This window comes from Micromonospora sp. NPDC049051 (genome assembly GCF_043197575.1).
GTDB lineage: Bacteria > Actinomycetota > Actinomycetes > Mycobacteriales > Micromonosporaceae > Micromonospora.
Genome location: NZ_JBICTL010000013.1, coordinates 50,984 through 76,375 on the forward strand (window position 1 = coordinate 50,984; position 25,392 = coordinate 76,375).

20 protein-coding genes are annotated in these 25,392 nt (G+C 73.0%); 1 reads left to right on the forward strand and 19 read right to left on the reverse strand.

Annotated features, from left to right (window positions below):
- Positions 1-282 precede the first annotated feature (282 nt).
- From ACGFIR_RS30535 to ACGFIR_RS30590, 12 genes are all read right to left on the reverse strand, one after another.
- Positions 283-906 carry a sigma-70 family RNA polymerase sigma factor gene (locus tag ACGFIR_RS30535; RefSeq protein ID WP_393008460.1) on the reverse strand — a complete coding sequence of 208 codons (624 nt, stop codon included), beginning with the start codon at positions 904-906 and terminating at the stop codon, positions 283-285.
- A gap of 235 nt (positions 907-1,141) precedes the next feature.
- Positions 1,142-1,921 carry an ABC transporter ATP-binding protein gene (locus ACGFIR_RS30540; RefSeq protein WP_393008458.1) on the reverse strand — a complete coding sequence of 260 codons (780 nt, stop codon included), beginning with the start codon at positions 1,919-1,921 and terminating at the stop codon, positions 1,142-1,144.
- On the reverse strand, positions 1,918-3,018 hold the full coding sequence (locus ACGFIR_RS30545; protein WP_393008456.1) for a FecCD family ABC transporter permease: 1,101 nt from the start codon (positions 3,016-3,018) through the stop codon (positions 1,918-1,920). The genes ACGFIR_RS30540 and ACGFIR_RS30545 overlap by 4 nt, the downstream gene beginning before the upstream one ends.
- Before the next feature lie 5 nt (positions 3,019-3,023).
- Positions 3,024-4,052, reverse strand: coding sequence for an ABC transporter substrate-binding protein (locus ACGFIR_RS30550; protein ID WP_393008454.1), 1,029 nt, complete (start codon positions 4,050-4,052; stop codon positions 3,024-3,026).
- Positions 4,049-5,530, reverse strand: a complete 1,482-nt coding sequence (locus ACGFIR_RS30555; RefSeq protein WP_393148774.1) for an MFS transporter — start codon at positions 5,528-5,530, stop codon at positions 4,049-4,051. Before ACGFIR_RS30555 ends, ACGFIR_RS30550 begins: the two co-directional genes overlap by 4 nt.
- Positions 5,527-9,354 carry an amino acid adenylation domain-containing protein gene (locus ACGFIR_RS30560; protein WP_393148776.1) on the reverse strand — a complete coding sequence of 1,276 codons (3,828 nt, stop codon included), beginning with the start codon at positions 9,352-9,354 and terminating at the stop codon, positions 5,527-5,529. The genes ACGFIR_RS30555 and ACGFIR_RS30560 overlap by 4 nt, the downstream gene beginning before the upstream one ends.
- Positions 9,347-9,583: a phosphopantetheine-binding protein gene (locus tag ACGFIR_RS30565; protein WP_393148778.1), complete on the reverse strand. Its 237-nt coding sequence runs from the start codon at positions 9,581-9,583 to the stop codon at positions 9,347-9,349. Before ACGFIR_RS30565 ends, ACGFIR_RS30560 begins: the two co-directional genes overlap by 8 nt.
- Before the next feature lie 92 nt (positions 9,584-9,675).
- Complete coding sequence (locus tag ACGFIR_RS30570) at positions 9,676-10,551, reverse strand: TauD/TfdA dioxygenase family protein (protein ID WP_393008446.1); 876 nt, start codon at positions 10,549-10,551, stop codon at positions 9,676-9,678.
- Positions 10,552-10,656: 105 nt separating this feature from the next.
- Entirely contained in the window at positions 10,657-11,502 is an 846-nt protein-coding gene (locus tag ACGFIR_RS30575) for an alpha/beta fold hydrolase (RefSeq protein ID WP_393008444.1), read from the reverse strand.
- Positions 11,503-11,556: 54 nt separating this feature from the next.
- Positions 11,557-13,881, reverse strand: coding sequence for a heavy metal translocating P-type ATPase (locus tag ACGFIR_RS30580; RefSeq protein ID WP_393008442.1), 2,325 nt, complete (start codon positions 13,879-13,881; stop codon positions 11,557-11,559).
- Positions 13,868-14,884 carry a hypothetical protein gene (locus ACGFIR_RS30585; RefSeq protein WP_393008440.1) on the reverse strand — a complete coding sequence of 339 codons (1,017 nt, stop codon included), beginning with the start codon at positions 14,882-14,884 and terminating at the stop codon, positions 13,868-13,870. Before ACGFIR_RS30585 ends, ACGFIR_RS30580 begins: the two co-directional genes overlap by 14 nt.
- Positions 14,881-15,993, reverse strand: coding sequence for a 3-oxoacyl-ACP synthase III family protein (locus ACGFIR_RS30590; RefSeq protein WP_393148780.1), 1,113 nt, complete (start codon positions 15,991-15,993; stop codon positions 14,881-14,883). Before ACGFIR_RS30590 ends, ACGFIR_RS30585 begins: the two co-directional genes overlap by 4 nt.
- Before the next feature lie 507 nt (positions 15,994-16,500).
- On the opposite strand from ACGFIR_RS30590, the gene ACGFIR_RS30595 reads away from it, so the two are divergent.
- The gene (locus tag ACGFIR_RS30595; RefSeq protein ID WP_393148788.1) at positions 16,501-17,658 is read left to right on the forward strand and encodes a sensor histidine kinase; all 1,158 of its coding nucleotides are present in this window, start codon (positions 16,501-16,503) and stop codon (positions 17,656-17,658) included.
- Between the two features lie 67 nt (positions 17,659-17,725).
- Here ACGFIR_RS30595 and idi read toward each other — a convergent pair whose 3' ends face one another.
- The 7 genes from idi to ACGFIR_RS30630 all read right to left on the reverse strand — a co-directional run bounded on the left by idi (position 17,726) and on the right by ACGFIR_RS30630 (position 24,957).
- Positions 17,726-18,310, reverse strand: coding sequence for an isopentenyl-diphosphate Delta-isomerase (idi, locus tag ACGFIR_RS30600; RefSeq protein ID WP_393008435.1), 585 nt, complete (start codon positions 18,308-18,310; stop codon positions 17,726-17,728).
- 21 nt (positions 18,311-18,331) lie between these two features.
- Positions 18,332-19,297: a UbiA family prenyltransferase gene (locus tag ACGFIR_RS30605; protein WP_393008433.1), complete on the reverse strand. Its 966-nt coding sequence runs from the start codon at positions 19,295-19,297 to the stop codon at positions 18,332-18,334.
- 58 nt (positions 19,298-19,355) lie between these two features.
- A complete protein-coding gene (locus tag ACGFIR_RS30610) occupies positions 19,356-20,162 on the reverse strand; it encodes a TauD/TfdA dioxygenase family protein (protein ID WP_393008431.1) in 807 nt (268 codons plus the stop codon).
- Entirely contained in the window at positions 20,159-21,145 is a 987-nt protein-coding gene (locus ACGFIR_RS30615) for an L-tyrosine/L-tryptophan isonitrile synthase family protein (RefSeq protein WP_393008429.1), read from the reverse strand. Before ACGFIR_RS30615 ends, ACGFIR_RS30610 begins: the two co-directional genes overlap by 4 nt.
- On the reverse strand, positions 21,142-23,886 hold the full coding sequence (locus ACGFIR_RS30620; RefSeq protein WP_393148782.1) for an AAA family ATPase: 2,745 nt from the start codon (positions 23,884-23,886) through the stop codon (positions 21,142-21,144). The genes ACGFIR_RS30615 and ACGFIR_RS30620 overlap by 4 nt, the downstream gene beginning before the upstream one ends.
- A 44-nt stretch (positions 23,887-23,930) precedes the next feature.
- Complete coding sequence (locus ACGFIR_RS30625; RefSeq protein WP_393148784.1) at positions 23,931-24,722, reverse strand: thioesterase II family protein; 792 nt, start codon at positions 24,720-24,722, stop codon at positions 23,931-23,933.
- Between the two features lie 61 nt (positions 24,723-24,783).
- The gene (locus ACGFIR_RS30630) at positions 24,784-24,957 is read right to left on the reverse strand and encodes a hypothetical protein (protein WP_393148786.1); all 174 of its coding nucleotides are present in this window, start codon (positions 24,955-24,957) and stop codon (positions 24,784-24,786) included.
- Between the last annotated feature and the right edge of the window lie 435 nt (positions 24,958-25,392).

The window sequence follows — 25,392 nt, forward strand, 5'->3', positions numbered from 1 at the left end:
AACTCTCCCCACTGGTCGACCCGGCGGTGGGAATGCTCCTCGTCGGCGCGCGCGAAACCCGCTACGGCCGAACCGACGCCGACGGGGCGCCGCAGCCCACGAGTCATTACGCACCGCAAACGCTTTTGAACAGATTCCCGCCCACGAATTGTGCGTGTCCCTACGAACACCTTCCCCCTGAGGACGACCTTTCCACATAAAAATCACGGGCGTCAAGCCGCTAACGCGCAGTCGCCGCGGCGCGAAAGGGTCCTACTCGATGCTAGGGAACATTTGCCGCCGTCACGTCATAACCTCTAGTAGGGACATTTGGCGCGGGGATCGGCGCGCCCGGCCGCCGCCTCCCGAGGGAGCGCCGGACGCCGTCGCCAGCGCCGACACCAGGTCACGGCGGGCCCGCGCGACCCGGGAGCGGATCGTGCCGACGGGGCAGCCGCAGAACTCGGCCGCCTCCGCGTACCCGAATCCGATCACCTGCGTGAGGACGAACGCGAGGCGGCGGCCGGCGGGCAGCGTACGCAGCGCGAGGCTGAGGGCGACGGCGTCGTCCGGGCCGGGCGAGTGCAGCGCGCCGGAGCGCTCCGCGGTGGCCTGCCAGTCCGGGCCGGAGACGATCCGGGGCCGGCTCGCGGCGGCACGGAAGTGGTCGGCGGCCACGTGCCGCGCGATGGCCAGCAGCCAGGCCCGCGCGTGGTGGCGCCCGGTGAACAGGTGCGCGCTGCCCAGCGCGCGGACGAACGTCTCCTGTGTCAGGTCCTCGGCGTCGGCGTGCCCCACGAGATAGACCAGGAAGCGCCAGACGTCACGCTGCGTGCTACGGATGAACGGGTCCGCCGCGGCGCGGTCCCCCCGCCCGACGGCCAGGGCCAGGGCCGTGACCGCGTTCTCTCCCAGTGACTCCGACATGGATTCACGTTAACCGTACGAAATGCGGGGATGAATGGCTTCCAGTGGTGGTCCAGCAGGCCTCATGGCCGACGACCAGAATTCGTTGGAACGGGTCGCCCAGCACGCCCGCGGACCCGCTGCGCGGCTGCGTACGGGTGCGGTGGCGGGAGGGTCGACGGCGCGCACCCCGGGCGACGCCGGCCGCCCGGGGTGCGCGCCGCCCGGGCGGCGGACACGTCCGCCCCACCACGGCTCAGCCCACCCGGGCCAGAGGTCGTGCGCCGTAGGTGACGCGGACGATGCCGTCGTCGTGGCGTTCCGTCTCGGCGGTGACCCCGAAGACCCGGGAGAGCACCTGGGGCGTGAGCGCGTCCAGCACGGGCCCCACCGTGACCACCTGCCCACGGTCCAGCACGACGAGGCGGTCGCAGCTACGCACCGCGAGGTCCAGGTCGTGCAGCACCGCCAGCGTGGTGACGCCCAGCGTGTGCACCAGTTCCAGCAGCTCGAAGCGGGCCCGGATGTCCAGGTGGTTGGTCGGCTCGTCGAGCACCAGGAGCTTCGGCTGCTGGGCGAGCGCCCTGGCGAGCAGCACCCGCTGCTTCTCGCCGCCGGACAACGAGCCGTAGATGCGGTCCGCGTGCTCCAGCATCCCGGTACGCGTCAGCGCGTCGACGACGATGTCGTGGTCGGTGGCCGTCTCGCGGTCGAACACCCCCTTGTGCGGCGTACGCCCCAGCGCCGCGACCTCCCGCACGGTCAGTCCCGGGGGTGTGGGGCTGTTCTGCAACACGGCGGCGGTCCGCCGCGCCGCCGCCCGCGCCGACAGCGACCAGACGTCCTCGTCGCCGAGCAGCACCTGCCCGCCGCACGGTCGCACCGACCGGTAGATGGTCCGCAGGAGCGTGGACTTGCCGCTGCCGTTGGGGCCGATCAGTCCGACGACCTCGCCGGGCGCGACGTCCAGGCTGACGTCGCGCAGGATCGGCGTACTGCCGATGGAGACGCACACCTGCTGCACCTGAAGCTTCATGAGTGGGACAGGCTCCTATCCCGGCGCATCAGCCAGATGAAGAACGGTGCGCCGAAGAGGGCGGTCAGGATGTTGAGCGGCAGTTCGTTCGGCGGGTCGACCGTCCGGCACAGCAGGTCGACGACCACGAGGTAGACCGCGCCGACGAGCGCCGCGAGGGGCAGCACCCGGCGGTGGTCCACGCCGAACGCGAGCCGCACCAGGTGCGGCACCATCAACCCGACGAAGCCGATGCCACCGGCCACGGCGATGAGCGCGCCCGCGAGCAACGACGTCAGGATGATCGCCACGACCCGCAGCCGCTTGACGTCGATCCCGAGGGCGGTCGCCGACTCGTCGCCGGTCACGAGCGCGTTGAACTGCCGGGCGTACAGGGTCAGCAGCGCGGTCACGGCCAGGACGACCACGCCCGCGACCTGCAGTTGCTCCCAGCGGGCGCCCGCCACGCTGCCGAGCAGCCAGAACATGATCTGGCGCATGTTGTTCGGCGTCGTCTGCAGCTGCAACAGGCTGGTGATCGACGTGAAGACGTAGCTGATCGCGACGCCCGCGAGCACGAGCCGGACCGGGTTGATCCGGCCGCGCTGCTGGCCGAGGGCGAACACCAACGCCACCGCGAGCATCGCGCCGAGGAACGCCGCCCCCGAGACGCCGAGCCCGCCGAGCGTGCCCGCGCCGAGCGCCATCACGGTGACGGCACCGACCGAGCCGCCCGCCGACACCCCGAGGATGAAGGGGTCCGCGAGCGGGTTGGCCACGAGGGCCTGCAACACGACGCCCGCGACCGCGAGGCCGGCCCCGCACAGCGCCGCCAGCAGCACGCGCGGGATCCGGAAGGTCCAGACGATCTGGTCGTGCGCCGGGTCCACCGCGGGGGTCGCCCCGGTCAGGTGCGCCCAGACGATCCGGCCGGTGTCGCCGACGGAGACCTGGACCGATCCGACGGCCGCCGCGACGAGGATCAGCGCGACCAGCAGTACGCCGAGCACGAGCAGGCACAGTGGCAACGGTGCGGCGTGCAGTGGGGCCGGCCGGACGGCGTGGCGTTTGGGCAGGGCCGTCACCCGGCCGTTCGGAGAACGCGTCAAGGTGGTCATGGCGCTCAGAACGCCTCGGGGTGCGCGGCCTGCGCGATCTTGGCGACCGCGAGGTGGTTGCTGGGGCCGAGGTAGATCGAGTCGGACAGCACGACGTAGCGGTTGTTCTTCGCCGCGTCCCACTGCGGGAACTGGGCGAGCAGCTTCTTCGCGTCCGCGTCCGGATCCTTCGACATGTAGTTCACGACGAGCAGGACGTCCACGTCGGCCTTGGCGACCTGCTCGCGGGAGAGGTTGGCGAACATCTGTTCGGTGGCGCCCGCGAAGGCGTTCACCGCACCGGACCTGGCCATGATGTCGTTCCAGATCCCGTTGCCGCCGACCGAGCTGAACTCGCCGCCCATCGCCATGCCGGGGATGATCAGCATGACCTTCTGCTTCGGCAGGCTCGCGGTCTTCGCCCCGACCTCGGCGATGCGCGCCTTCGAGTCGGCGATGATCTTCTCGGCCCGATCGGACACCCCGAAGATGGCCCCGAGGTCGCGCAGCAGCGCGTAGCTGTCCTCGACGGTCGGCGTGCCGGAGACCGTGCCGACCTCGCCGCACGAGTTCTGCGGCGCGTACGTGTTGGCCCCGACCGCCGCGAGGTCGTCGCGGGTGGCGAAGCCCGCCTCGGCCCGGAAGCCCCCGTCGTAGGTGGAGATCACGAAGTCGGGCGTGAGACCGATCATGGCCTCGCGCGGGATGTCCGACATGTCGTTGAGCTTGATGTTCCCCGTCGGCAACTGCTTGATCGCGTCGACCCGGCCGTCGACCTCCGAGGCGCCGTAGGACTGCGCGTTGGCGACGATGCGGTCGGCGACGCCGAGTTCCAGCAGCGCGGAGACCTCCGCGACCGAGCCGCCGTTCATCACCACCACGCGGCTCGGCGGCCGCTCGTAGGTGTACTTCTTGCCGCAGTTGCTGATCGTCACCGGGTAGCCCGCCGCCGGCGGCCCGCCCGACAGCTCGGCCTCGCTCCTGGCCGCCGTGCAGGCCGTGCTGAACAGCAGGGCGGCGACCGCCGCCGCCAGGGGGAATCGCTTGAGTTTCATCCGGTCCTCCGAATGGTCGACGTGGCGACGGGCGTGGGCGCCGCCGCCCCTTCCGGTTCCGCTGCCGCGGCCGTCGGCGCGGGCAGATGGTGCAGACGGGCACTGACCAGGCCGGCGCAGGTCGCGGAGGCCGCGAGCAGGAGCGCGGTGGCCGCGAAGGCGTTCGCGTGGTCGGCGAAGGGCACCCCGGGGTCGCCGGGCGTCGCGCCGAGCACGGTGCGGTACCAGACCCCCGCGACCGCGACCCCGAGCGCGAGGCCGAACTGCGTCACCGTGGTCGCCATGCCGGACGCCGCGCCGGCCTCGGTCGGCCTGACCCGGCCGAGGATCCCGGCCACCAGAGGCGAGACGACCAGGCCCTGCCCGAAGCCGGCCAACGTGACCACCGCGACGAGCATGGGCGCCTGCGCGGACTCCGGCGCCTGGACGACGCCCGCGCTCGCCAGCAGGACGGCGGCGAGCAGGCCGCAGCCCCAGACCGGGGTCGGCGTCGCCACGAGGCGACCCACCCGCCGGTTCGCCGCCGAGCCCAGCGAGAAGCCGATCCCGAGCGGCACGAACATCAGCGCCGCCGTGAGGGGCGTGAGGCGCAGCCCCGTCTGCAGGTAGTAGGTGAACACGAGGAAGAGCCCCGAGTTCGTGGCGAACAGCGCCAGCACGGTCAGCAGGGACAGCCGCATCCCCGGGGCCGTGACGACCCGGGGCGGAAAAAGCGGTTCGCCGCCCTCGCGGTGCAGGCGCCGCTGCTGGTTGACGAGCACGACGCCCAGGGCGACCGCGAGCGGCACCCCGAGCCACAGCCACGCCGAGCCGCCCGGCCCGAAGACCAGGGGTACGAGCAGGGCGGGTGCCGCCACGATGGTGAGCGCCGCGCCCGCGAGGTCGAGGCGGTGCGGCGCCTTCGGCACGGTGTGGGGCAGGATCCCGCCGAGCGCCAGGATCACGATCCCGACGGGCACATTCACGAGCAGCGCCGGCCGCCAGCCGAGGCCGAGGATGTTGGCCTCGACGATGAGCCCGCCGCCCGCGATGCCGCTGATCACGCCAAGGCCGATCACCACGCCGTAGACGCTGATGGCCCGCGCCAGCCGGTCCGGGTCCCGCATCGTGGCCCGGATGATCGCGAGCACCTGGGGCGCCATGAACGCCGCCGCGGCGCCCTGGAGGAAGCGGGCCACGATGAGCAGGTCGGCGTCCGGCGCCACGCCGCACAGCAGCGAGGTCACCGTGAAGCCGGCCACGCCCCAGAGGAACACCGTGCGGTGCCCCATCCGGTCGCCGAGCCGCGCGCCGGTCACCATCAGGGCCCCGAACGCGATCACGTACGCCGCGCCGACGAACTGGATCTGGTCGAAACCCGCTCCGAGGTCGTGCTGGATGGACGGGCTCGCCACGTTGACGACGAACCCGTCCACCTGGGTCATGAACGTCGCGGCGAGGACCGCGCCGAGTCCGAGCCACTCACGCCGTTCGCTCATGCTGCCCTCCGGAGATCGCCGACAGGTGGGAGTACGGCGCCGACCCGCGCCAGGGGACCGGCGGCGAGCATGCCGTCGTGGGTGCAGTCCAGCCGGTGCACGTCGATCCGCCCGTCGACGTACGGCTGCCAGCTGTGCGGGCCGGGCCAGTCCGGGGTCTTGCCGGCCGTCGCCTCGACGACCAGCACGTCACCGGCGAGGCGGCGGGGCGTCCAGCCGGCGGCCAGCCGCGAGTTGCGCGCGAACGCGCCGTACGCGAGGCGGCGCTGCCCCTCGTCGAGACCGCCCAGCGCGGCCTGGCCGAGCACGGCGGCGGCCGCGTCGTGCTCGCCGGGCGGCGGCAGGTCCCGCCAGGCGTCCGGCACCGGGTACGAGTCGAGCAGCGCCAGCAGCGCCACCGACTCGCCCGACTCCGTGAGGCGCGTGGCCATCTCGTGCGCCACCAGCCCGCCGAACGACGCGCCGAGCAGGTGGTACGGCCCGACGGGCTGGATCTCGCGGATGCGGCGCAGGTGGTCGGCGGCCAGCTCGGCGACGCTCGCGCACGGCCCCACAGCGGTTGACTGGAGCCCGTACACCGGGCGGTCGGGCAGGCCCGCCAGCAGCGCGGCGTACGACCACGCCAGCCCCGTGGCCGGCGCGACGCAGAACAGCGGCGGCCCGCTGCCCCGCGTACGTAGGGGGAGCAGCACCTCCGTCGCGCCGCCGCCGGTGTCCGTGGTGAGCGCCGGCGCGAGCTTCGCGACGGTCGGCGCCTCGAACACCGTCCGGATGCTGATCTCCACGCCGAACTCCGCGCGCACCCGGCCCATGAGCCGGGCGACGAGCAGGGAGTGCCCGCCGAGCGAGAAGAAGTCGTCGTCGATGCCGACCTCCGGCAGGCCGAGCAGGTCGGCGAAGAATCCGCACAGCACCGTCTCGCGGTGGTCGCGGGGCGCGCGCCCGCCGACCGTCGCGCTCACCTCCGGCGCGGGCAGCGCCGCGCGGTCGAGCTTGCCGTTCGTGGTACGCGGGATGGCGTCCAGCGCGACGAACGCGGGCGGCACCATGTAGTCGGGCAGCCGCTGCGCCACGAACTGCCGCAGCGCGGCGGGCTCCGGCGCGGCGTCGCCGGCCGGCACGACGTAGCCGACGAGCCGGAGCTGGCCGGGCGCGTCCTCGCGGGGCACCACCGCCGCCTGGGCGACCGCGGGATGGGCGAGCAGGACCGCCTCGATCTCGCCCGGCTCGATGCGGAAGCCCCGGATCTTGACCTGGTCGTCGGCGCGGCCGAGGAACTCCAGGGTGCCGTCGGGCCGCCAGCGGGCGAGGTCGCCGGTGCGGTACATCCTGCTGCCCGGCGGCCCGAACGGGTCCTCGACGAACCGCTGCGCGGTCTGCTCCGGGCGCTCGTGGTAGCCGCGGGCGACCGGTGCCCCGGCGAAGTACAGCTCCCCCACCGTGCCGGGCGGCACGAGCCGGCGCGCCGGGTCCAGCACGTACGCCCTGGTGTTGGTCAGCGGCCGGCCCACGATCGGCTCGGCGCTCTCGGCGAGCCGGCACCAGAGGGTGTCCACCGTGCACTCGGTGGGGCCGTACAGGTTGTAGACGGTCATGCCGGTGCCGCGCAGCGCCGTCCAGAGGGCGGGGCCGGTGGCCTCACCACCGAGGGCGAGCACGGCGGGCCGGTACCGGCCGGCGTCGAGGAACCCGTTGGCCACCAGTTCCTCGGCGTACGTGGGGGTGATGTCCATGAAGTCGATCCGGTGCCGGGCGACGTAGTCGAGCATCGCGGCGGGGTCGCGGCGCCGGTCGTCGTCGACGTAGTGCAGCTCGTGGCCGTCGAGCAGCCACAGCAGGCCCTCCCACGAGGTGTCGAACGACAGCGACGCGGACAGGGCGGCCCGGCACACCCGCCCGTCGGCCGCCGGCCGGATCATCGTGTCGCGGTGGTGGTGGAAGAGGTTGACCAGCCCGCGGTGCTCGACCACGACGCCCTTCGGCACGCCCGTCGAGCCGGACGTGTAGATGAGGCAGGCGGCGTGCTCCGGCGTCAGGCCGGTGTCCGCCACGGGCCCGTCGGGCAGCCCGGCCAGCTCGGCGGCCGTCGCGGGGGCGTCCACCAGCAGCACCGGGACGTCCGTCGGCTGACCGGCCGAGAGTGCCGCGGTGGTGAGCAGCACGACGGGTGCGCTGTCGGCGAGCATCGCCGCGACCCGGCGGGCGGGCAGGTCCGGGTCGACGGGCACGTACGCGGCGCCGGCCTTGAGCACGGCGAGCAGCGCCACGATCGCCTCGGAGGTACGCGGCAGCAGGAGCGCCACGTGCCGGTCGGGACCGGCCCCCCGGGCGACGAGCAGATGGGCGAGGCGGTCGGCACGGCGGTCGAGTTCGGCGAAGGTGAGCGTGGCGTCGCCGGCCACCAGCGCCGTACGGTCTCCGGTCGCGGCGGCCTGGGCGGCGAACAGCGCCGGTACGGTCACCGCCGGCAGCGGCCGGGCCGTGTCGTTCCACTCCTCCAGCAGCAGTCGGCGCTCGCCGTCGAGCAGCGTGTCGACCCCGGCCACCGGCGCGTCGGGGGCGGCGGTCACGCGACGCAGGAAGGCCAGGAACCGGGTGAGGTGACCGGTGAGTTCCCCGTCGTCGTAGCAGTTGGGGTTGGCGTCGAGGACGATCCGCAGGCCGCTGCCGTCGCCCCGGTCGTACACGTGGACCACCAGGTCCTCGACGAGCCCGGCGCTGACGTTGTGCACGACGCCCCGCTGCCCGGCGAAGCGCAGGCCGTAGTCGAACGGCATGATGTTGACCGACGGCCCGAACAGTTTGCGCTCGCTGGCCACCATCCGCAGGTCGCGGCGCAGTTGCTCGTAGCGGTAACGCAGGTGTGGACGCCCGGCCCGCAGCTCCGCGGCGACCTGGCCGGCGAGGTCCGCCAGCGTGGCGGTGGGCGCGACGCGCACCCAGAGCGGCACGACGTTGGTCACCATGCACGGCACCCGCAGCGACACCGAGCCGAGCCGGGCCATGACGGGCAGCGCGAGCGTCAACTCGTCGGCGCCGGTCATCCGGTGCAGGTACGCCGCGAAGGCCGCCGTGAGCGTCTCGCTCCACGTGGTCGCGGTGGCCGTGGCGACCGCCTTCAACGCGTCGATGCCGGCGGTGTCGAGGTCCGCGGTGGCGCGGCGCACCGTCCGCGCCAGCTTCCCGCCGCGGCGGGCGAGCACCACCGGCGCCGCCCTGCCCCGCGCCCGCGACGTCCAGTGCTCGCGCGCGGCGGCGTACCTCTCCGAGTCGGCGTAGGCGCGGTCCTCGTCGACGACGGCGGCCAGCGACCCGAACGTGCGGGACGGCGGCTCCCGCCCCTCGACGGACGCGGTGTAGAGCTCCGCCACCCGACGGGCCACGAGGGACAGCCCGTAGCCGTCCAGGGCGATGTGGTGCACGCGCTGGTACCACAGGACGTGCTCCGGGCCGAGCCGGAGGAACGCCTGCCGGAACAGCGGGTCCTTACGCAGGTCGACGGGGTTGTCGAGGTCCGCGCGCATCCACGCCGTCGCGGCGGCGAGCGGGTCGGCCTCGGCGCTCGTGTCGACCAGGTCGACCGGCCACGAGCCGTCGTCGCGGGGGCGTTGCCACGCCCGCCCGTCGGCGTCCTCCTCGAACACGACGTTGAGCGCCTCGGCCTCGCCGACCGCCCCGCGCACCGCCGCCTCCAGCAACCGCAGGTCGACCGGGCCGCGGATCTCCACGTACTCGGCGGTGTTGAACGCGGGGCTGTCGGGGTCGAACTGCTGGCCGGTCCAGATGCCCTCCTGGGCGGCGCCCAGCGGCAGTGGCTCACTCATCCCGGCCCACCAGCAGTTTCACCCACTGCTGCACCGTCGGCCGCTCCGCCAGCTCGACGAAGCTGACCTCGGCGCCGGCGTCCCGCCACCGCTCCAGGAGCGTCATCAGCCGCACCGAGTCCAGGCCGGAGTCGAACAGGTCCTCCGTGTCGAAGCTCTCGTCCGGGCGCCGGTGGAGCAACTCGGCGACGTCCGCCCGGATCGTCGCCGCCGTCAACTGATCTGCCACGTCATGCCTCTCGACCTCGTGCGATGTGGACACCGGTGGGATCCGACGGTCGGTGCCGCCGGATCCCACCGCAGATCGACGTCCGTGCGGGACTAGGCCGCCGCGTCCACGTCGTCGTAGACGGTGACGCGGTAGGACACCGCCGGCTCCGGGGTCGCGGTGTGCAGCGCCCGGTGGACCAGGCTCTGGTTGTCCCAGAGGAGCATGTCGCCCTTCTCGAACGTCTGGAGGTGGATGTTCTCGTGCTGGTAGGTGCGGTCGAGCTGGCCGGTGGCCGTGAGCAGCTCGGCCAGCAGTTCCGGCCGGTCGTTGCCGTCCGCGTCCTGCAACGACAGGGTGAAGCCCTCGCTGAGGTACAGCAGGGTCTCGTCCGTGTGCGGGTGCGGGAACGCGAGCGGGCTCGTCACCGGCGGGGTCTTCGCGTTGACCTCGTCGATGATCTCCGAGATCGGCCGGTAGACGTCGGTGGGCCGGATCTTGAAGTACCGCAGCACGCTGTGCGTCGCCGTCGTCTCCTTGGCGGCGAGCTTCAGCTCCTCGGAGAGCTGCTCGTAGGCCGTCGCCAGGTTGATGAAGTACGTGCCCCGGTTCTTCGACGGCACGACCTGCGGGTAGATCATCGTGATGTCGAACGGGCGCGGCATGAACTGGTAGTCCGAGTGCCAGAACTTGCCGGTCTTCGGCACCCCGATCTGGCGGCCGTCCTCCTCCTTGACGTTGGAGGAGACGAACACCTCCTTCACCTCGGGGTGGTGGTAGACCGGCTCGTAGTACTCCGCGACCCGGCCCAGCCGCTCGCCGAGCGCCAGGAACTGCCGCGGCGACAGGTCCTGGTTCTTCAGTACGACGATCTTGTTCGAGTAGATGGCCTTCTTCAGTTCGACGATGTCCTGCGCCGAGGCGGTTTCCGCGTCGAAACCCTCCACGATCACGCCGAACTTCTTGCCAGCCTGCGGGGTGATTTTCATTCGCACTCCTCTGAGCGGTGGTCCCGGCATCCGAGTACCTCAGTAGTCGCGTCCGGTCGGTCAACAGTTCCCGCCCCGACGGATGTGCGGGGCCGAATTGCCAGCTCAATTACCGCGCTGTGGGTTCACATTTCCGCGGGCTCCTCTGCGATTCTCGGCCTGCCTTTCCCGCAGCACCTGGATGTGGCAGGCGTGGATGACGGCAGCGGCGCCGTGCGGGTCGTCGCGTACGACGAAGTGACCGCTGCCGGGGATGACGAAGTGCTGCGCCCGGGGAAGCACCCGTCGGGCCCGCAGCGCGTCGCGCAACGGGACGACGCGGTCCTGGCCGGCCCACACGAGGTTCACCGGCGTCGTGTCGGTGGCGTCGGCGCGGAACGAGTAGAGCCCCGCGTGCCGGCTCAGGGCGGACAGGTCACTGGTGATCATCGACGTCACGTCGGCGGCGGCCACGTCGGCCCGCAGGGCCACGGGTCGGGCCGACACGCCACCCATGACGAGCCTGCGGACGACCCCCCGGGTGAGCAGCCGCCTGCGCGTCCTCGGCCCCACGGCGGCGGTCATCCGCAGGACCGCGTGGGTCCGCACGACGCAGATCGACGCGTGGCAGACCGCCCGGAACCCGATGCTGCACAGGGCCGTCACCGCCGCGACGGGCACCCGACGCGCCAGTTCGAGCGCGACGACCCCGCCGAGCGAGTGCCCGACGACGTGCGGCCGGCGCAGTCCCAGCGCGCCGATCCGCTCCGCGACGTACTCGGCGAGCCTCGGCACGACGTCACGGTCGTACGCGACCCCCGGCACGCTGCCGTGGCCGGGCAGGTCGATCGCGACGGTCCGGGCGAATCCCGGGATGCGCTCGACGACTGCGTCCCAGCTCGCCCGGCCGAGGCCGGCCGCGTGCAGCAGCAGGAGCTGAGGATCCTCCGCGAGCCGGCTCGGCTCGGCCATGGTGCGGCTCCGATCTCTTCCGTTTCGGGCGTGCCCGCGCGACACGTGGACGCGTCAGGAGGCGGTGACCATCGGCGGGCGCGCCGCCTCGACCGGGTCGGCCCGGTCCGGGAGCTCGTTGCCCGCCAACGCCTTGAACCGCCGCAACCGAAGGCTGTTCGACACCACGAACACCGAGCTGCCGGCCATGATCAGACCCGCCAGCATCGGATTGAGCAGTCCGCTCGCCGCGAGCGGGATGGCCGCGACGTTGTACGCGAAGGCCCAGAACAGGTTGCCCTTGATCGTGGCGAGGGTGCGGCGCGACAGCCGGATCGCGTCCGCGACGACCCGCAGGTCACCGCGGACCACGGTCAGGTCGCCCGACTCGATCGCCACGTCGCTGCCGGTGCCCATCGCGATGCCCAGGTCGGCCTGCGCGAGCGCGGCGGCGTCGTTGACGCCGTCACCGACCATCGCGACGACCTTGCCGTCGGCCTGGAGCCGCTTGACCAGATCGACCTTGCCGGCGGGGAGCACCTCGGCGACCACGTCGTCGATCCCCACCTCCGCCGCGATCGCCGCCGCGACGGCCGCGTTGTCGCCGGTCAGCAGGATCGGGTGCAGCCCCAGCCGCGTGAACTGCGCCACCGCCGCCCTGCTGCTGGGCTTGACCCGGTCGGAGACGACCAGCATCCCGCGCACGGCGCCGTCCCACCCGACCATCACCGACGTACGGCCCGCCGCGTCGGCCGTCGCCCTGGCGCTGGTCAGCTCCGGGGGGAGCACCTGCGCCCACGCGCCCAGCAGCGACGCCCGCCCGACGATGACCTCGTGCCCGTCGACCGTGCCGCGCACGCCGACGCCGGTCTCGCTGGAGAAGTCCGCGACGGCGGGCAGTTCCCCGCACCGTTCCCGCGCGCCCGCGACGACCGCCCGGGCGATGGGGTGCTCGGACGCGGCCTCCAGGGCACCGGCGAGCCGCAGCAGCTGGACGTCGCTCTCGCCGTCGACGGGCACGACCTCCACGACGGACATCTCGCCGGTGGTCACCGTGCCGGTCTTGTCGAGCACCACGGTGTCGACGGTCCGCGTGGACTCCAACACCTGCGGCCCCTTGATGAGGATGCCGAGCTGCGCGCCCCGGCCGGTGCCGACCAGCAGCGCGGTGGGCGTCGCCAGTCCCAGCGCGCACGGGCAGGCGATGATCAACACGGCCACGGCCGCCGTGAACGCGGCCGCCGCCGGCTGGCCGGAGCCGAGCCAGTAGCCCAGCGTGGCGAGCGACAGCGCGATCACCCCGGGCACGAACACGGCCGACACCTGGTCGGCGAGCCGCTGGACGTCGGCCTTGCCGGTCTGCGCCTCCTCGACGAGCTTGGCCATCTGCGCGAGCTGCGTCTCGCCGCCCACCCGCGTGGCGCGTACGACGAGCCGCCCGCCGGCGTTCACCGTGGCCCCCACGACCTCGTCGCCGGGCCCGACCTCGACGGGCACGGACTCGCCGGTCAGCATGCTCGCGTCGACGGCGGAGGAACCCTCCTCCACGACGCCGTCGGTCGCCACCTTCTCCCCCGGCCGCACCAGGAACCGGTCCCCGACCGCGAGGGCCGAGATCGGCACGGTCGTCTCGGCGCCGTCGCGCAGCACCGTCACGTCCTTGGCGCCCAGCGACAGCAGCGCGCGCAGCGCGGCGCCGGAGCGGCGCTTCGCGCGGGCCTCGAAGTACCGGCCGCAGAGGATGAAGAGGGTCACGCCCGCGGCGACCTCCAGGTACATGTTGCCCTCGCCCGGCGTCCGCTCCAGCGTGATCCGGAACGGGTGCCGCATGCCGGGCTCGCCGGCGGTGCCGAGGAACAGCGTGTACAGCGACCACGCGAAGGCGGCGAGCGTGCCCACCGAAACCAGCGTGTCCATCGAGGCGGCGGCGTGCCGGAGGTTGGCGAAGGCGGCCCGGTGGAACGGCCACGCCCCCCACACGACGACCGGCGCGCTCAGCGTCAGGCAGGCCCACTGCCAGTACTCGAACTGGAGCTGGGAGAACATCGACATCGCGATGACCGGCACCGCCAGCACCGCGACGACCCAGAGGCGGTGGCGGGCCATCCGCAGTTCGCGGTCGTGCTCGGCCTCCTCCAGGGCCGCCGGGTCCGGGGCGTCCGCCGCCACCGCCGTGGGCGGCTGCACCGGCCGGGCCGTGAACCCGATCTCCTCGACGGCGGCGATCACCCGCTCCCGCGAGACCCCCGGCGTGACCAGCACCTTCGCCTTCTCGGTGGCGTAGTTGACGGTCGCCTCCACCCCGTCGATCGCGTTGAGCTGCTTCTCGATGCGCGCCGCGCAGGCCGCGCAGGTCATGCCGCCGATCAGCAGTTCCAGGTGGTTCTCAGCCGTGGCCATGCTGCGTGCCCTCCCCCGTGCTGCCGCCCGACGTGTCGGCGGGGACAGCGGCTCCGCCGTTGCGCACGGCCTCCTCGTTGCGGGCCTTGGCCGCCGCGAACGCCTCCTCGCTCAGGCCGTGCGGGGGCGGGTTGGGGCCGTCCACGCGCAGGGTGAAGGCCGCCGTACGCACGACGCCCTGGTGCTGGAAGTCCAGGAACAGCCGGTAGTCGCCGAAGGTGGGCGCGGTGGCGTGGAACTGGATGTCCGGGCCGGGGGCGGTCTGCCCGTCGCCCGGCGTGCCCTCGGGGTGCACGTGCAGGTACGCCATGTCGCCGTCGCGGAGCGCGACGAGGTGCCCGAAGGCGCCCAGGTACGGCTCCAGGTCGGTGACCGGCTTGCCGTCGCGCGCGACGCTGAGCGTCAGCTTGCCGTCCTTGCCCGGCGCGAGTTCGCCCGCGAGGGTCACCGTGTACCCGTCGACCGTCGCGGTGCTGGCAGGCGCGGGGAGCGCCTCCGGCCGGTAGTCGCCCGACACGGAGACGTCCGCCCCGAGCGTCTCGCCGTGGATGCCCCACAGCGGCATGTAGTCGGCGAAGACCCGGTACTCGCCGGCCGCCGCGAAGGTCAGCGGCACCCGCCACACGCCGTCGGAGCCGAGGTTGGGGTGCACGTGCTGGAAGTTCGTCAGGTCACGCCGCGCCACGATGAGATGCATCAGCTTCTCGTGCTGCGGCTTGTACTTCACCAGCGGCGTACCGTCGTGTTGCAGGATCTGGAAGGCGAAGGTCTGCTTCGTGCCCGCCCGGACGTTGTCCGTGAGCACCTTCAGGCTCATGCTCTCGTGGGAGAGCGCCAGGCCGTACGAGGACTCCTCCGCGGCCGCGGCGGCCGGCTTCGCGGCCGCCGCGGGTGCGGGTACGGCGGTTGGTGGGGGCCCGACCACGCGGCCGACGGTGTAGGCGCTCCCGAGCACCAGCACCAGGGCGAGCGCGAACGCGCCGAGTTTCGTCAGGGTTTTCATTGATGACCGTCCTGTGTCGACAGGGTTGGCGTGGAAGCGGGCAGGGGACGCGACGTGGCCCTCCCGCGATCGGATCCGGCGTGGGGGACCGTCCCCCGTTCCCGTGGCGGGCCGGGCGCCCCGCCCCAGCGCAGCAGGCACGCCCCGAACGACATCCCCCCGCCGAACCCCAGCAGGAGGACGAGGTCGCCGTCGCGGAGCAGGCCGGCCCGGTGGGCGTGGTCGAGGGTGAGCGGCACCGAGGCGCTGCCGACGTTCGCGTACTCCTCCACGGTGCGGTGCGTCTGTGCGGCGCTCAGGCCGCACGCGCGTACCAGCTCGTCGAGGAGCAGGCCGTTGGGCTGGTGCGGCACGACGTGCGCGACGTCCGCCGCGCTGAAACCCGCCCTGGCCAGCAGTTTGTCCACGAACGGCGGGAGCTCCTGCAGGACCAGCTCGCTGACGCCACGGCCGTGCATGCGGAAGAAGTGACCGCCGTCCGCCACGGTGCCCGCCGACGCCGGCAGCCGGCTGCCGCCCGCCGCCACCCGGATCAGGTCCCCGGCGTCGCCCCTGCTGGCCAGCTCGTACTCGACGACGCCGCGTCCCGCCGGCACCGCCCCCACGACGGCCGCACCGGCGCCGTCACCGAACAGCACGGCGGTACGCCGGTCGTCGAAGTCCAGGATGCGCGAGTACACGTCGGCGCCGACCACGAGGGCGTGGGTGCCCGGTCGGTCCGCCACCAGCGACTGCGCCAGCACCAGGGCGTGCACGAAGCCCGCACAGACCGCGTTGACGTCGAGACACGCGGCCCCGTACGCGCCGAGGCGGTCCTGCACCAGGCAGGCCGTCGGCGGTTGCGGGTGATCCGGCGTCGACGTCGAGACGATCAGGTAGTCGACGCGGTCGACGCCGAGGCCCGCGTCCCGCAGCGCGCGCGTCGCGGCCCGTACGGCGAGGTCCGACGTGGCCTCCTCCGCCGCGGCGAAACGGCGCGAACGAATGGCGGTCCGACGCACGATCCATTCCGGACTCGCTCCCGGTACGCGACGCGCGATTTCCTCGTTCGGCAATGCTCGCGTGGGCACCCAGGATCCGGTGCCCAGAATTCCGACGGATGAGGACACAGCAGCCTCCAGAGAGGAGAGGCATTTCGTGACTGCAAATTAGCCGAGTCGAACCATCGACCGCAATCACGCACAACACCGATCGACGCAGCGCTGCCGCGCAAATTACCGAGCGATGGCGGAAACGATTTCGAGGCGATGGAACGCACAATTTCCGAAACCGCCTCGGCGCTCCTGGCGCGCATCGGGCACGGTTCACCGGCGCGGTTCTCCCGGTGCCGACCGTGACGCCGCGACGGGTGGCATCCGGACACGTCGCGTGACGGGAACGGGTTCGGGGTTGCGTCCGGCACGGAGTCGCAGGGCGGTTCCGGCGACCGACGGCGTCGGCGTCGACCCGCGGCCCGGTCGCGGCCGGCCGCCACCTGGGCACGAACAGAGCGTGATCGATATACTGCGTTTCGTGTCGACCGACGTACGGCAGACGACAGGCGGGGCCCCGCCGGCCGGGCCGCGCGTGCCAGCCGCGCCCGGCACGCGTCACGTCCGCCGGAAGCCGTGGCGCTGATGGTCACCGGGACCCGGCCGGCGCACGCCGTGTCGACCCCCGGCATGCGCCAGGCCCGGTGGTACGTCCTGGCGGCCGCCGCGAGCGGGATCGCGGCGTGCGTCCTGCTCGCCGCCCTGGAGCTGCGTCAGGAGCCCGACCCGCGCGGGATCGTGCTCGCCTCGCTCGGGACGCTGCTCCTGGTCGTGGCGCTGGCCGGCGCGCTGTACCGGTCGGTCCCGCCGTGGTCGGCGGCGGCGAACGGCCGGCGGCTGCTCGCCGGCTGCGCCGTGGCTGTCGTGCTGTCGGCCCCGCTCGTCGGGCCGTTCGGCGCCACCCCGGGGCGGGGCTGGGCGTTCGTGGGGGCGGCGCTCGCCGGGGCGGCGCCGCTGCTCCTGCCGCCGCGGTACGCGGTGACCCTGATGGCCGGGACGGTGCTGGTGACCGCCGCGACGGCCTGGTGGCTCGGCGGCCCCGTGCGCGACGCGGTGACCGTCACCGTCGTGCTCGGGCTGTGCGTGGCGGTGTGGAACGTGCTGCACCTGTGGTTGTGGACGTTCCAGGCGCAGGCCCGGGAGGGACGCGACGCCGTGGCCCGCCTGGCGGCGGCCGACGAGCGGCTGCGGTGCGCCCGGGACGTGTACGCCCTGCTCGCCAACGAGCTGTCGGCGATCGTCCTCAAGGCCGAGCTGGCGTCGCGGCTGGCGCTGGTCGACGGGGAACGGACCAGACAGGAGACCGCCGAGATGCGGGCGCTCGCGGCGTCCGCGCTGGCCCGGATGCGCGAGGCCGTGCACGGCTACCGCGCCGTCGGCCTGCGTGAGCAGGCGCACGCGGTGGCCCGGGGACTGCGCGACTCCGGCCTACGGTGCTCGGTGACGCAGCCGAAGCGGGACCTGCCGCCCGCGCTCACCGAGCCGCTGGTGGCCGTGCTGCGGGAGGCGGGCGCCCACGTCCTGCGCCACGACAGGGCGCGCTGGTGCACGATCGAGATCGCCCGCGAGGCGTCCGGCGCACGCCTGACGGTCGTCAACGACGGCGCCGACGACGGCCCCGACATCGCCGCCAGCGGGCTGCCGGCGCTGGCCGACCGGCTGCGGGACGCGGGAGGCACGCTGCTCACCCGGCGGGAGGGCGGCACGTTCACGGTGCGGGCCACGGTCCGCGCCGGGTCGTGACCGGGCGACGACGAGCGCGCGGCGGCCGTGCCCACCCCAGCCGGTGGGTACGGCCGCCGCGCGCCGCTCAGCCGGTGGCCGTCAACGCCCCGCCGGGCAGGAGACACTCGTCGGCCGTGGGCCACCGCGTCGGATCGTCGCCGAGCATGACGAGCTCGGCGACCTGGAGCCGGCACCACGGCGACACCGAGATGTCCCCCGTGCCCACCGCGTACACGAAGTCCGCCCAGTCGACCCACTCGAAGTCGCCGATGGCGGCCGGGTCGGGGGTGGGACGTTCGTCGGTGACCACCCGGAACACCGGGGAGACGGCGTTCTCCGCCACCCCGTTGTCCATCACCGCGCGGTACCGGAAGGCGGGCAGGACCAGCTCCGGCGCGGGCGCCGCCAGACCGAGTTCGGCGCGTACGGTGCGGGTCACCGCCGCCGGGACCGGCTCCCCGGGCACGGGGTGCCCGTAGCACGAGTTCGTCCAGATACCCGGCCAGGTACGCGTCCGGTCGCTGCGCATGGTGAGCAGCAGCCTCGCGTCGCTGGTGAAGACGTAACAGGAGAACGCCAGGTGCAACGGCGTACGCAGGTGGTGCACCGTCGCGCCCTCGGTGGCGCCGACGGGACGTCCCTGTTCGTCGAGCAGCACGACCTGCGCCATGGTGTCCCTCCCCACCGGGATTCAGCTCGCCTGTGCGAAGGCGGCGGCGATCACGGTTCCCCACCCGGTGCTCGCCACCTGCAGCGGCACCAGCTTCGCCCGGGGCCGCAGGAACGCCAGCGCGTCCGCGAGGGGCTTGCCCCGCACGCCGCGCCAGGTGCCCGACACGTGCACCAGCGCGAACGCGATGGCGGCGATCATCGGCACGGCGCCCCAGGTGAACCCGCCGATGGCGAGCACCGACACGCACACCGTGGTGCCGCCGACCGCGATGAGCCCGCTCGCGACGGCCATCGCGCGGGACAGCCCCAGCGCGCGTACGCACGTGCGGATGTCGAACGCCGCGTCCTCCGGCCAGTCCTCGGCGGTGTTGACCATGACGATGCCGACCTGGTTCAGCCCGAATCCGACGATCACGGCCAGCAGCGGCCACGACAGCTCACCGGGCACGGACCGTACGACGACGAGCATCGGCAGCCAGATCAGCACGGCGGCGAGGCCCGGGATCTGCCCCACGCCGGAACTCTTGAGGTGCACCGGCGGGATGGAGTACTGGGCGCCGATCCAGAGGGTGAACGCGACCAGGGGAAGGATGTCCCAGTGCCCGGTGCGGAAGGTGAAGTAGGTCGCGAGGGCGAGCACGCCCGCGCCGGTCGCCGCGATCTGCCAGCGGACGTTGCGCAGCCCCAGCCCGTACACCGCCTGGGACAGCCACGTCTTGTAGACGGCGTCCACGTCACGGTCGGCGTACGCGTTGGTCATGTCGATGAAGTGCATGATGGACAGCGCCATCACGATCACCAGCGCGAAGTGGACCGACGCGAGGGTGCCGATGTCGTCGACCGACAGCAGCGACGGGATCGCGTAGATGGCCAGCATCACGGGCAGGAACTCGACCCGGCGGATGCGGATGGAGTGGTAGATCGGGCGCCGCGCGATGGCCGGTGCCGGGGTGGGCACGCCTGTGCGCGCCTCTTCGACGGTCATGGTGTCTTCCTTCGGGTTGAGGACCTTCGGTGGCGCCCGTGGGCGGCCCTGACCGTGGTCAGAGGATCTGGATCCGCTGCAGGTGCCGGGAGGAGTTGCCGCGGAAGGCGTTGCGACCGTGCAGCAGCGCCTGGTTGTCGACCACGACGATGTCGCCGTCGACCCACTCGTGGTGGTAGCAGACGTCCGGGTGGTGCAGCCGGTCGCGCAGGTCGGCGAGGAACGGCTCGGCCTCCTCGGCCGACCGGCCGCCGACGGACACCCACACCGGGTTGCGGTAGCGCTCGGGGTCGAGCGGCTCGCCGTACCGCATGATCGTCTCGCCGGTCTCCGAGTGCGTGGTGAGCAGGGGCGAGACGGTCTCGCCGCCGTAGTAGCCCAGCTTCTCCGTGCGGTAGCTGACCTCCGTGGCCGCCCACTCGCGCACCAGCTCCGGCGAGGCGCGCCGGATCACCTCGGTGCTGTCGGAGAACACCGTCTCGCCACCGCCGCCGGGCACCGGCGCCTCGACGCACTGGAACAGGAAGTACCGCGGCGCGGCCCGCGCGAACGCGCCGTCCCAGTGGAACGGCACGTCGGTGCGGCTGAACAGGTAGTTCTTCGGGTCCTCCTGCACGACCAGGTCCAGGATGGCGCCGAAGTCCCAGGTCAGCACCTCGCCCCAGGCCTCGCAGTACGCGACGAGGTCCTCCCGGTCGAGCAGCGGGAAGCCGCGCAGCACGACCACCTTGGACTCGACGGTCCAGCGCTCCAGCGTCGCGGGCGCGATGTCGCGCAGGTCCGCGCCGTCCTGCTGTGCCGTCACGAGCGTGCCGAACGGCGCCAGCGACGTCCGCTCGACCCGCAGTTCGTCTGCTCTGGTCATGACGCGAACTCCTCCTGCCGGAAGTGGGGGTTGACGTAGTGGCTCGGCCGGCCGTTGCGCCAGACCAGCGAGGCCCGGTCGCTCTCGGCCTGGCTGCGCTTGACCAGCGTGAGGTTGACGCCGTCGTCGAGGACGACGCCGTGCCACGGCGTGAGCCAGCTGTCCCTGGTGCGGATGAGGTGCAGGCCGATCTTCTCGGCGTGCCGGGGCTGCGGGTGGATCGACAGCCGCAGCGAGTGCGGGAACTTCGTGCCGACCAGGTCTCCCCAGGCACGGCTGCGCCGGATCATCTGGTAGGCGAACTCCTTGCAGTGCTCCCGCAGCTTCGTCCGGCTCAGGCCGGGGTGCAGCGGGGCCTGGTCCTCGAGCATGAACCGGTGCATGCCGTTGAACAGCGACCGGGCGCCCACGTCGGTCAGCACCTCGGCGCGGATGTCCTCCAGCGACGTGGCGTACCCGTCGAGCAGCAGCCGGCGCATGTCGTCGTAGGGCATCGCCCCGAAGGCGTCGTCGAGCGAGTACATCGACACCGAGGAGGCGCCGGTCTGGTCGATGATGCGTTGCAGCTCCGTGCGGTACGCGGTCACGTCCTCGTCGGGGATGCCGAGCAGGTCGGAGAAGACGTGCCCGTCGGAGCAGATGAGGATCCGCGCGCCTGTCGGGTGGTAGTGGCTGACCTGCTCGCAGAAGGACTGGAGGAACTCCACGGAGATCCGCTCACCGAGGTCGGGCAGCGCACCGACCACCTTCTCCGGGTTGCGGGACTTCGCGGGGAACGCCGGCAGTACGAAGTGCAGCGGCTCGCCGCTGCGCAGGTAGCGACCCACCCGCTCCTCGTGGACGGCGAAGCAGTCGTCGCACGGCTGCCCCCCGCACGGGTCGTCGGCGTGTTCGAGTCGGCGGAAGCGGAAGACCAGCTCGAGTATCTGCCGGGCGAGCGTGCGCTCCCGGGTACCGACCTGTTCTTCCTCGGCAACGGTCATGTCCTGTCCGATCGCATCGTGGTTTCCTTGTCGCCGGAGGGTGGGCCGACCGGGGCGCGCCGGCGTCGCGCGCCTCGCGCGCCCTTCGGCGGGTCGATGTGCACCAGCTCCGTACGCGTGCTGATCTTCAATTTCCGGTAGGCCCGCGTCAGGTGCTGCTCGACGGTGCTGACGGTGATGAAGAGGCGGTCGCCGATCTCCCGGTTGGTGTGCCCGCGGGCGGCCAGGTTCACGACGCGGCGCTCGGCGTCGGTCAGCGAGGCGAGCCCGTCCTTCGCGCCGGTCACCCCGGCGTCGAGGGTGTCGTCGGACGGCTTGAGCCGGCGCCGCAGCAGTTCGGCGTGGCAGCCCTCGGCGAGCTGGAGCGCGTGCGCGCCCATCATCTTGGCGCGCCCGAACTCGCCCAGGGCGTGCCCGGTCTGGCTCAGGTCCGCGAAGACGTGCGCCAGCTCGTGCCGGTCCCCGCTGGCGTGCAGCAGGTCCATCGCCTCGCGCAGCATGACCTGGCGCTGCTTGGGCGCGTACGCCGCCGCCAACGCCCGCAGGCCCATGCCCTTCGCGCGGGGTGCGTCGCCGCCCGGCAGCGCGAGGTGTTCGGTGACCAGCTTGCGGGCCTGGTCGGGCCGGCCCATCCGCACGTACAGCCGGGCGAGGTCCACCCGCCACGGCAGCGTGCCGGGATCGTCGGCGCCCCAGCCCACGACGAGCTGGCCGGTGGCCTGGAAGTCCGCCACCGCGGCGTGCCGCCGGTCCACGGCGTCGTAGTAGACGCCGCGGGCGTGCAGGTACTGCGGCCAGAACAGGCTCTGCCGCATCGCGGCCGGTGTCGGCTCCCGCAGGGCCGCCTGGGCCCCGGCGAGCTGCCCGGTCATCGTGCAGGCGAGCACCAGGTGCGCGAGCGGCGAACCGACGGCGACACCCCAGGCGGCGGGCGGCATCGTGGCCAGCGCGTCGCGCGCGTGCCGCTCGGCGGCGGCGAGGTCGCCGCGGCACAGGGCCACTGCGGCGCGCACGTCGCTGAGCACTGCGCGCCAGCTCGTGATCTCGTGCGCCTCGGCCTCCTCGGCCAGCTTCTCGCACCACTCGGCGGCACGGTCGAGCTGGGCGGCGCGGATCAGCACCCGCAGCGCGTGCCACACCGACACCAGCAGGGAGTCGCCGGGGCGGGCGCGTTGCAGCACCTCCTCGGCGCGGTCGACCGCCGCGTCCCGTTCGGGGTCGCCGGGGCCGTCGCCGCCGTGCGGGTGGCAGTGCCGCAGCCACCCCCGGGTGGCGAGGTGGTCGGCGCCGAGGTCCGGATCCGGGTGCCCGGTGACGTCACCCACCCGGGCGAGCGCCTGCGCCGCCTCGTCGTGCCGGCCCTGCCACGCGAGCGACCGGGCGAGCAGGAGCGTGTCGGCCTCGTCGAGGAGACCGGCACGACCCGCCTCCGCCAGCGACGACAGGTGGCGCGGCACCGCCTCGGGGTCACCGCGCCAGTGCATCCGGACGAGGGCCGCCTCGACGGCCGCCCGCTCGCGCGCGTCGGCGGTGGATCGCAGCGCCAGTTCCAGGCAGTCGACGGCGTGCCGTACGGCTCCGCCGGCGACGGCCTCCCCGGCCGCCGCGACCAGCACCGGCGTGGCCCAGGGCCCGGCGGGCTCGCCGGCGCCCACCAGGTGCGCGGTCACCTCGGCGGCGGACGCGCCGTCCTCGTGCAGCAGCCGCGCGGCCCGCGACCGCAGTGCCGCCTGCGTCTGCGGCGGGCAGTCGTCGAGCACCGCGGCACGCACGGCCGGATGGTGGTAGGTGTGGCCCTGGGTGAGGCCCGCCTCCGCGAGCGCGCCGAGCACCTGCCGGGTGGTCGCCGCGCAGAGGCCCACCAGCCCGGCGACGAGCCCGGCGGACGCCGCCGGGCCGACGACCGCGAGCGCGCGGGCGACGTCGAGCAGCCGGGGGTCGCTGCGGTGCAGGCAGGCGAGCGCGGTCTGCACGAACGACTCGCCCACGGTCGGCGCGACGTCGCCGTCGGCGCCGGTCAGGGCGTCGTCGAGCAACGCGTGTACGAGCATCGGGTTGCCGCCGCTGACGGCGTGCGCCGACGCGGCGAGCCGCCGGGCGGTCTCCGGCCGGATCCGCTCGGCGAGCAGGCGACCGACGCCCTCGGGCGACAGCGGGAGCAGCCGCAGGTGGCGGCAGTGCGGCTGTCGCGTGAGCTCCGCCCGGAACGCCGCCGCCTCGGGCCGCGCGCCGACGCAGCCGCTCAGCACGAGCAGCACCCGCGCGAAGCGGATGCGCCGTTGCAGGTACAGCAGCGCCTGCAACGACAGGGAGTCCGCGAACTGGACGTCGTCGACGACCACCACCAGGGGCCGGTCGGCGGCGACGTCGAGGAGGACCTGACAGACGTCCTCCAGCAGTTGCGCGTCGCCGTGGCGCAGGGTGGTGGACCCCGGGTCCATCGCCGGCCCGGTGTCGCGCCGCAGCAGCGGCAGGTGGTCGGTCGAGGTGGTCTGGGCCCGGAGGCTGTGGAACAACTGCCCCACCACGCCCAGGGGGATCATGCTCTCCGCGACCGAGCAGGCCGCGGTCAGCACGAGCGCGCCGTCGCCGACGGCCACCTCGGCGACCGCGCTCACCAGCCGGGTCTTCCCGCTGGCGACGCCGCCGTCGACCAGCGCGACCCCGCCCTGGCCCTCGGCCGCCGACGCGTACGTCTCGGCCAGGTCGGACAGCAGGTGTTCTCTCTCGATCAGTGCCATGTGGTCACCTCCGGACACTCCTGAGGCTCGGATCGACCGGCGACTCAACTCGGTCGTTCGGCGTGGGCGACCGTGGCGCCGCCACGCGGGGCCGGGCTGAGCGACCGGGTGTGCGCCCTGATGCTGCGCAGCACCGCGGACATGTTGTCGTTGAGATAGAAGTGACCGCCCGGGTGGACGACGAACTCGAACCCGGCGTCGGTGTGTTCCCGCCACGCCCGGGCCTCGTCGAGCGTCACCCGCGGATCGCTGTCGCCGATGTGCGCGACGATCGGGCAGTCCAGGCGTGGCCCGGGCCGGTACTCGTAGGTCTCGGCGGCGGTGTAGTCGGAGCGGATGGCCGGCAGGACCATCCGCAGCACGTCCTCGTCCTCCAGCAGGGCGGTGTCGGTGCCCGCCAGCGCGCGTACGTCGGCGATCAGGCCGGCGTCGTCGCGCAGGTGGGTCCGCTCCTCCTTGCGCAGGTGCGGCGCCCGCCTGCCGGAGACGAACAGCGCGGTGGGGCTGACGCCCGCCCGCCGCAGCCGCAGCGCGACCTCGAACCCGATGGTCGCGCCGAGGCTGTGACCGAACACGGCCATCGGCCGGTCGACCAGCGGAAGCAGCGCCGCCACCAGCTGGTCCGCGATCTCGTGGGCCGAGGTGAGGGCCGGCTCCCGCAGCCGGTCCTGGCGACCGGGGTACTGGACGGCGAGCACGTCGACCTCGGGTGCGAGCGTCCTGGCCACCCGGAGGAAGTAGCTGGCCGAGCCGCCCGCGTGCGGCAGGCAGAGCAGCCTGGTCGCCGCCGCGTCCGCCGGGTGGAACCGTCGCACCCACAGGTCGGTGTCTGTCACTTCGTTTCCCCCGTGAATCAGCTCGTGGTCGTCGGCGCCGTGTCGGTCGCGCCGCGTTCCGTCAGCGGACGGTGTCCGTCCGGGCCTCGCTCCAGCTGATGGTGGTGGGCCGGACCGCCGCCAGGTCGCTGGTGGTCCAGCTGTCCACGACGTCGATCCGGACGTCGCCCTCCACCGGAGTGTCGGCGCCGTCGAAGAAGAACGCATTGAGAATCTCGGTCGCATTGACAGACATGGGAGTCCCCTCTCGCAGCTTGCCCGGTGATGCGGAACGTCATCTAAACCTGCTGCACGGGCATGTGTTTCAACAAGGCCTGCGCTCACCGTCTACGCGAAGGTTCATCACAGGGGAATCATGAATCGCTCATACCCCGCCACACACGCAGGTCCGATGACCTTTGTCAATACCCGACCCGGCCGCGCAAGCGTCGGAAGCATTTCGACCTGCGACCGTCCCATGTTGCGGGAAGGCTTGGCGCGACAGGGGTCACGTGCTATGGACGACCCGGCGAATCGGTCCGGGGGAATTGCTCCACGGGGGCTACGGGAGCAACATTCGGCAGGTCACGGGCACTGTTCCCGCATTCGTCCGTGCCGGTGTCACAGGACCCGGATGACGAACTCACGCCCCACCACGAACCAACAATGCCTGACCAGCAACTCCACACTG

Bases quoted from the DNA above. Each gene is read 5' to 3' on its own strand.
- ACGFIR_RS30535 (WP_393008460.1), bottom strand. From the start codon at position 906: ATGTCGGAGTCACTGGGAGAGAACGCGGTCACGGCCCTGGCCCTGGCC.
- ACGFIR_RS30540 (WP_393008458.1), bottom strand. From the start codon at position 1,921: ATGAAGCTTCAGGTGCAGCAGGTGTGCGTCTCCATCGGCAGTACGCCG.
- ACGFIR_RS30545 (WP_393008456.1), bottom strand. From the start codon at position 3,018: ATGACCACCTTGACGCGTTCTCCGAACGGCCGGGTGACGGCCCTGCCC.
- ACGFIR_RS30550 (WP_393008454.1), bottom strand. From the start codon at position 4,052: ATGAAACTCAAGCGATTCCCCCTGGCGGCGGCGGTCGCCGCCCTGCTG.
- ACGFIR_RS30555 (WP_393148774.1), bottom strand. From the start codon at position 5,530: ATGAGCGAACGGCGTGAGTGGCTCGGACTCGGCGCGGTCCTCGCCGCG.
- ACGFIR_RS30560 (WP_393148776.1), bottom strand. From the start codon at position 9,354: ATGAGTGAGCCACTGCCGCTGGGCGCCGCCCAGGAGGGCATCTGGACC.
- ACGFIR_RS30570 (WP_393008446.1), bottom strand. From the start codon at position 10,551: ATGAAAATCACCCCGCAGGCTGGCAAGAAGTTCGGCGTGATCGTGGAG.
- ACGFIR_RS30575 (WP_393008444.1), bottom strand. From the start codon at position 11,502: ATGGCCGAGCCGAGCCGGCTCGCGGAGGATCCTCAGCTCCTGCTGCTG.
- ACGFIR_RS30580 (WP_393008442.1), bottom strand. From the start codon at position 13,881: ATGGCCACGGCTGAGAACCACCTGGAACTGCTGATCGGCGGCATGACC.
- ACGFIR_RS30585 (WP_393008440.1), bottom strand. From the start codon at position 14,884: ATGAAAACCCTGACGAAACTCGGCGCGTTCGCGCTCGCCCTGGTGCTG.
- ACGFIR_RS30595 (WP_393148788.1), top strand. From the start codon at position 16,501: ATGGTCACCGGGACCCGGCCGGCGCACGCCGTGTCGACCCCCGGCATG.
- idi (WP_393008435.1), bottom strand. From the start codon at position 18,310: ATGGCGCAGGTCGTGCTGCTCGACGAACAGGGACGTCCCGTCGGCGCC.
- ACGFIR_RS30605 (WP_393008433.1), bottom strand. From the start codon at position 19,297: ATGACCGTCGAAGAGGCGCGCACAGGCGTGCCCACCCCGGCACCGGCC.
- ACGFIR_RS30610 (WP_393008431.1), bottom strand. From the start codon at position 20,162: ATGACCAGAGCAGACGAACTGCGGGTCGAGCGGACGTCGCTGGCGCCG.
- ACGFIR_RS30615 (WP_393008429.1), bottom strand. From the start codon at position 21,145: ATGACCGTTGCCGAGGAAGAACAGGTCGGTACCCGGGAGCGCACGCTC.
- ACGFIR_RS30620 (WP_393148782.1), bottom strand. From the start codon at position 23,886: ATGGCACTGATCGAGAGAGAACACCTGCTGTCCGACCTGGCCGAGACG.
- ACGFIR_RS30630 (WP_393148786.1), bottom strand. From the start codon at position 24,957: ATGTCTGTCAATGCGACCGAGATTCTCAATGCGTTCTTCTTCGACGGC.